Annotated in this window: 3 protein-coding genes and 2 pseudogenes; 3 read left to right on the top strand and 2 right to left on the bottom strand. The window is 69.5% G+C overall.

The window, feature by feature from the left end:
- Positions 1-842 (bottom strand): annotated as a pseudogene (locus tag JHN63_RS47410) (PD40 domain-containing protein); the annotation flags it as partial.
- A 167-nt stretch (positions 843-1,009) separates the two neighbouring features.
- Here JHN63_RS47410 and JHN63_RS47405 point away from each other — a divergent pair.
- The 3 genes from JHN63_RS47405 (at position 1,010) to JHN63_RS47395 (ending at position 4,668) form a co-directional block, all read left to right on the top strand.
- A complete protein-coding gene (locus JHN63_RS47405; RefSeq protein WP_200691338.1) occupies positions 1,010-1,612 on the top strand; it encodes a TetR/AcrR family transcriptional regulator in 603 nt (200 codons plus the stop codon).
- A gap of 130 nt (positions 1,613-1,742) precedes the next feature.
- Entirely contained in the window at positions 1,743-3,965 is a 2,223-nt protein-coding gene (locus JHN63_RS47400; protein WP_200691337.1) for an MMPL family transporter, read from the top strand.
- Positions 3,966-4,092: 127 nt separating this feature from the next.
- The gene (locus JHN63_RS47395; RefSeq protein ID WP_200691336.1) at positions 4,093-4,668 is read left to right on the top strand and encodes a cysteine hydrolase family protein; all 576 of its coding nucleotides are present in this window, start codon (positions 4,093-4,095) and stop codon (positions 4,666-4,668) included.
- Here the strand turns inward: JHN63_RS47395 and JHN63_RS53565 are convergent.
- A pseudogene (locus tag JHN63_RS53565) lies at positions 4,658-4,970 on the bottom strand (ATP-binding protein). The gene JHN63_RS47395 and the pseudogene JHN63_RS53565 sit on opposite strands and share 11 nt — an antisense overlap.
- Positions 4,971-5,087 lie beyond the last annotated feature (117 nt).

Below are 5,087 nucleotides of genomic sequence, written 5' to 3'. Positions count from 1 at the left end.
CAAGCTGGAGGTCCGGCTGAGCGGCCCGCGCGCGGACCGCTCAGCCGGACCTCCAGCTTGCGCGGGACCGAGGCGGGGGACAGGTCGTCGACGATCCACAGGTCACCGGCGCACTGGTAGACGACCCGGGTGCCGTCGCTCGCCGCGTGCCGGGCGTAGAAGGCGTCGTGGTCGGTGTGGCGGCGGAGGTCGGAGCCGTCGTGGGAACAGGAGTAGAGGTTGCCGATGCCCTCGTGGTCGGAGAGGAAGGCGATGCGGCCGTCGACGAACATCGGGGAGTGGAGGTGGCCTTCGAGGTCGGCCAGCAGGCGGCGGCCGTGCAGCCAGAGGCGGCCCATCGCGCCGCCGCGGTAGCGCTTCCAGGCGGCCGGTTCGTGCGGTGGGGTGCCGGTCAGGAGGAGGGTCTGCTGTTCGCCGCCGAGGTCGGCGAGCTGGATGTCGGAGACCGGGCCCCAGGGGAGCCGGCCGCCGGGGTCGCCGTCGGTGGGGACCTTGTGGGCCCAGGTGAAATAGGAGAACGGCTCCCCGTGCGAGGCCACGGCGAGGATGTCGCCGTCCGGGGTCCAGCCGCAGACCTGGGTGTCCGGGCTGCCCCAGTACGTCAGCCGGCGGCCGGGACCGCCCTCGACCGGCGCCAGATGGATCTCCGGCACCAGACTGCGCCAGGTCGTGTACGCGATGTGGCGGCCGTCGGGCGAGAAACGGGGGTGGCCGACCTTCGTACGGTCGACGGTGAGCCGCCAGGCGCGGCCCCTGCCGTCGAGCGGGGCCAGCCAGAGGTCGTCCTCGGCCACGAAACTCAGGAGGTCGCCGTTGAGGTGCGGCAGGCGCAGATAGCTCACCTCCCTATGCTTTTCCGGGGGACGGACCGGAGCAACTTATGAAAATTCACCGGTACCTGTGAGACGGGTGACCCAGCACACGTACGAAACGGTTTCGTTTCGTAGAGAGGTGCGCTACATTCGTCATGTACGAAACCGTGTCGTTCGGAGCTGGGAAGGTGAGTCGCATGACTGAAGTCGCAACGGCGCGTCGCAGTCGCATCACACCCGAGCGCGAGGCCGAGCTGTACTCGGCCGTGCTCGACCTGCTCCGCGAAGTCGGCTACGACGCCCTGACCATGGACGCCGTAGCGGCCCGCACCAAGTCCAGCAAGGCGACGCTCTACCGCCAGTGGGGCGGCAAGGCCGAGCTGGTGGCCAAGGCGGTGCGGCACAACAAGCCCGGCACATCGGCCGCCACGGTCGACACCGGCTCGCTCAGAGGGGACTTCCACGCCCTCACGATGCGGTCGGACGACTGCGAGATGGAGCAGAACTCCGCGCTGATGCGGGGCCTGGCCATGGCGATGCACGGCAACCCGGACCTCCTCAAGGCGTTCCGGGAACACCTCGTCGAACCCGAGATGGCGGAGTTCCAGACGATGCTCCGGCGGGCGATCGACCGGGGTGAGATCCGTGCCGACAACCCGGCGATCGAGTACATCGTGCACATGATGATCGGCGGGTTCGCCGCCCGCACCATGATCGACGAGCAGCCGCCCACCCAGGCCTTCCTGCTGTCGTACATCGACGCCGTGGTGCTCCCCGCACTGGGCGCACCCACCACCTGACACACCCCGCACCACCCAGCACGCCCACCTGACGTAACCGCTCACGTCGTCGGGCCGATCACCCGTGTCCCCAACCGGCTGATCACCCCTGCCCCGAAGAACCCCACGACCTGACCGGGAGTACGCCCTCGTGGCCACGTTCCTCTACAAAGTCGGCCGTCTCGCCTTCAGGCGACGCCACTTCGTCGCCCTCATCTGGATCGCCCTGCTGACCCTCGCGGGAGTCGGCGCGGCCAGCGCGCCCGCAGCGGGCTCCACCTCCTTCTCCATACCCGGGACCGAGGCCCAGAAGGCCTTCGACCTCCTCGACCAGCGCTTCCCCGGCTCCAGTTCGGACGGCGCCACCGCGCGCGTCGTCTTCAAGGCGCCGAGCGGCGAGAAGATGACCGACGCCGCCAACAGGGCGACCGTCGAGAAGACGGTGAAGGAGCTGACCGACGGCTCCGAAGTCGTCTCCGTCTCCGACCCGTTCACCACGAACGCCGTGAGCAAGGACGGGACGGTCGCCTACACCTCGGTGAAGTACGACGTCGCCGGCATGGAACTCAAGGACTCCAGCAAGGACGCGCTGGAGGACACCGCGGCCCAGGCCCGGGCCACCGGGCTGACCGTGGACGTCGGCGGTGACGCGCTCCAGGCCGCCGCGGAGATGGGCGTCGGCGAGATCATCGGCATCGCGCTGGCCGCCGTGGTCCTCCTCATCACCCTCGGCTCACTGGTCTCGGCCGGCCTGCCGCTGCTGACGGCGATCATCGGGGTGGGGATCGGCGTCTCGACGATCACGGTCCTCGCGAAGACGCTGGACCTGGGCTCGACGACCTCGACGCTGGCGTTGATGATCGGCCTCGCCGTCGGCATCGACTACGCGCTGTTCATCGTCTCCCGCTACCGCGCCGAGCTGGCCGAGGGCCGCGAACGCGAGGAGGCGGCGGGCAGGGCCGTGGGCACCGCAGGCTCGGCGGTGGTCTTCGCCGGCCTCACGGTCGTCATCGCGCTGGCAGGACTCGCGGTCGTCAACGTCCCGATGCTCACCAAGATGGGCGTCGCGGCGGCGGGCACGGTCGTGGTCGCGGTGCTCATCGCGCTGACCATGATCCCGGCGCTGCTCGGCTACGCGGGCCGCAGGATCAGGCCCACCGGCGAGAAGGCCAAGTGGCTGGGCGGCGGCAGCGCGAAGGAAGCGGCCAAGGCGGCCCGCCCGAACATGGGCACCCGCTGGGCGAGCTTCGTCGTACGGCGTCCCGCGGCGGTCCTGATCCTCAGCGTGCTCGGTCTCGGCGCGATCGCGCTGCCGGCCAGCCAGCTCCAGCTGGGCCTGCCCGACGACAGCTCGCAGCCGACGTCCACCACCCAGCGACGGGCCTACGACCTCCTCGCGGAGGGCTTCGGTCCCGGCTTCAACGGCCCGCTGATGATCGTCGTGGACGCCAAGAACAGCGACGCGCCCAAGGCGGCGGCCACCACGGTGACCGACAAGATCAAGACCCTCGACGACGTGGTCTCGGTCAGCCTGGCGGTCTTCAACAAGGCCGGGGACACCGCGACGATCACCGTCGTGCCCGACTCCAAGCCGTCGTCGGTGACCACCGAGGACCTGGTGCACTCCATCCGCGGCGAGGGCGCCGGCATCAAGGCCGACACGGACGCGCAGGTGCTGGTCACCGGCACCACGGCGATGAACATCGACTTCTCCCAGAAGCTCAACGACGCCCTGATCCCGTACCTGGCCCTGGTGGTCGGACTGGCGTTCCTGCTCCTGATCGTGGTCTTCCGCTCGATCCTGGTCCCCCTGAAGGCGGCCCTCGGCTTCCTGCTCAGCGTGCTCGCCTCGCTCGGCGCGGTCGTCGCGGTCTTCCAGTGGGGCTGGCTGTCGGGCCTGATCGGCGTCGAGGAGACCGGCCCGATCATGTCGATGATGCCGATCTTCCTGGTGGGTGTGGTCTTCGGCCTGGCGATGGACTACGAGGTGTTCCTCGTGACCCGCATGCGCGAGGCGTACGTCCACGGCGAGAAGCCCAGCCAGGCCGTCGTCACCGGATTCAAGCACGGCGCCCGGGTCGTCACCGCCGCGGCGGTCATCATGATGGCGGTCTTCGCGGGCTTCATCACCTCCAGCGAGTCCATGGTCAAGATGATCGGCTTCGGCCTGGCGGTCGCGGTCTTCTTCGACGCGTTCGTCGTCCGCATGGCGATCGTCCCCGCGGTGCTGGCACTGCTCGGCAAGCGGGCGTGGTGGCTGCCGCAGTGGCTGAACCGGATCCTGCCCAACGTGGACGTCGAGGGCGAGGGCCTGCGCGACCTCGACGCCGAGAACTCGGATCCCGACGAGGACCGGGAGTTGGTCCGGGCCTGAGGCGGCTGCCGCGAGGCACTGAGGCACCGGGCAACTGATCTGCCGCGTCACCGAGTTCGGGTGGCGCGGCAGATCGCGTCGGTCGTGGGCCGAGCGGATGTCAGTGGGCCGAACTAGCGTGTTCAGCATGACCACACTCACAGAACGCCCCAACACCGCACTCCTCCTGATCGACGTCCAGGTCGGCGTCGTGGCGGACGCGTACGAGCGTGACGCGGTCGTCGCCAACATCGCCGCGCTCGTCGACAGGGCCCGCGAGGAAGGCGTCCCGGTCGTCTGGATCCAGCACTCCGACGAGAACGTGCCGATCGGCAGCGAGGCCTGGGAGTACGTCCCCGAACTGACCCGCCGCGACCAGGAACCCCTCGTCCCCAAGACCTACCCCGACTCCTTCGAGGACACGTCCTTGGAACAGGTACTCGCCGAGGCCGGGGTCGGACGCCTGGTGGTGACCGGCGCATCCACCGATGCCTGCATCCGCTCCACGCTCCACGGCGCGTTCGTCCGTGGCTACGACGTGACGCTCGTCGGCGACGCCCACACCACGTCGGACCTGAGCCGTTGGGGCGCGCCGCCGCCGGACCAGGTCATCGCCCACACGAACCTGTACTGGAAGTACCACACGGCCCCGGGCCGCACGGCGGCGGTCGAGCCGACGAAAGACGTCGCACTCGGGACGGACCCCACCCTCCTCACACCCTGACCTCGGCCCAGACGGTCTTGCGCGGATGCGGCCCCGGAGCGACACCCCACCGGTCCGCGAGCGCATCCACGAGCAGCAGCCCCCGCCCCGACTCGCCATCGGGCTCCCCGAGTTGAAGCCGCGGCAGCCGATCCCCCCGGGGTCCGACACCTCGATACGGAGCGTTCCGGCGACGACGTACACAACGGCACGTCCCAGGAACGGAGTTGCTCCGTGGCGAGCAGCCGGGCGAGGCGGGCGCCCCGGGGCGTGGGGGACAGCAGAACGGTGAAGTTGGGAGGGGCTGCGGTCTCTTGATTCAGGTCACTCAGAGTGGCTGGGGTTGCTTCCAAGCTGAGTATGGAGCCGGCCCTCTCCGCTCCCGTTTGGGGTGATTTCGTCGCGTTCGTTTCGAAGTGACCGTTGGGCCGCCCGCTTTT

The organism is Streptomyces sp. MBT65, assembly GCF_016612545.1.
Taxonomy (GTDB): domain Bacteria; phylum Actinomycetota; class Actinomycetes; order Streptomycetales; family Streptomycetaceae; genus Streptomyces.
Note: the sequence above shows the minus strand (reverse complement) of the source record. Positions and strands in the feature narration are given on the sequence as shown.

What these genes read in the sequence shown, in the direction of transcription:
- JHN63_RS47405 (WP_200691338.1), top strand. Translation starts at nt 1,010, where the DNA reads ATGACTGAAGTCGCAACGGCGCGTCGCAGTCGCATCACACCCGAGCGC.
- JHN63_RS47395 (WP_200691336.1), top strand. Translation starts at nt 4,093, where the DNA reads ATGACCACACTCACAGAACGCCCCAACACCGCACTCCTCCTGATCGAC.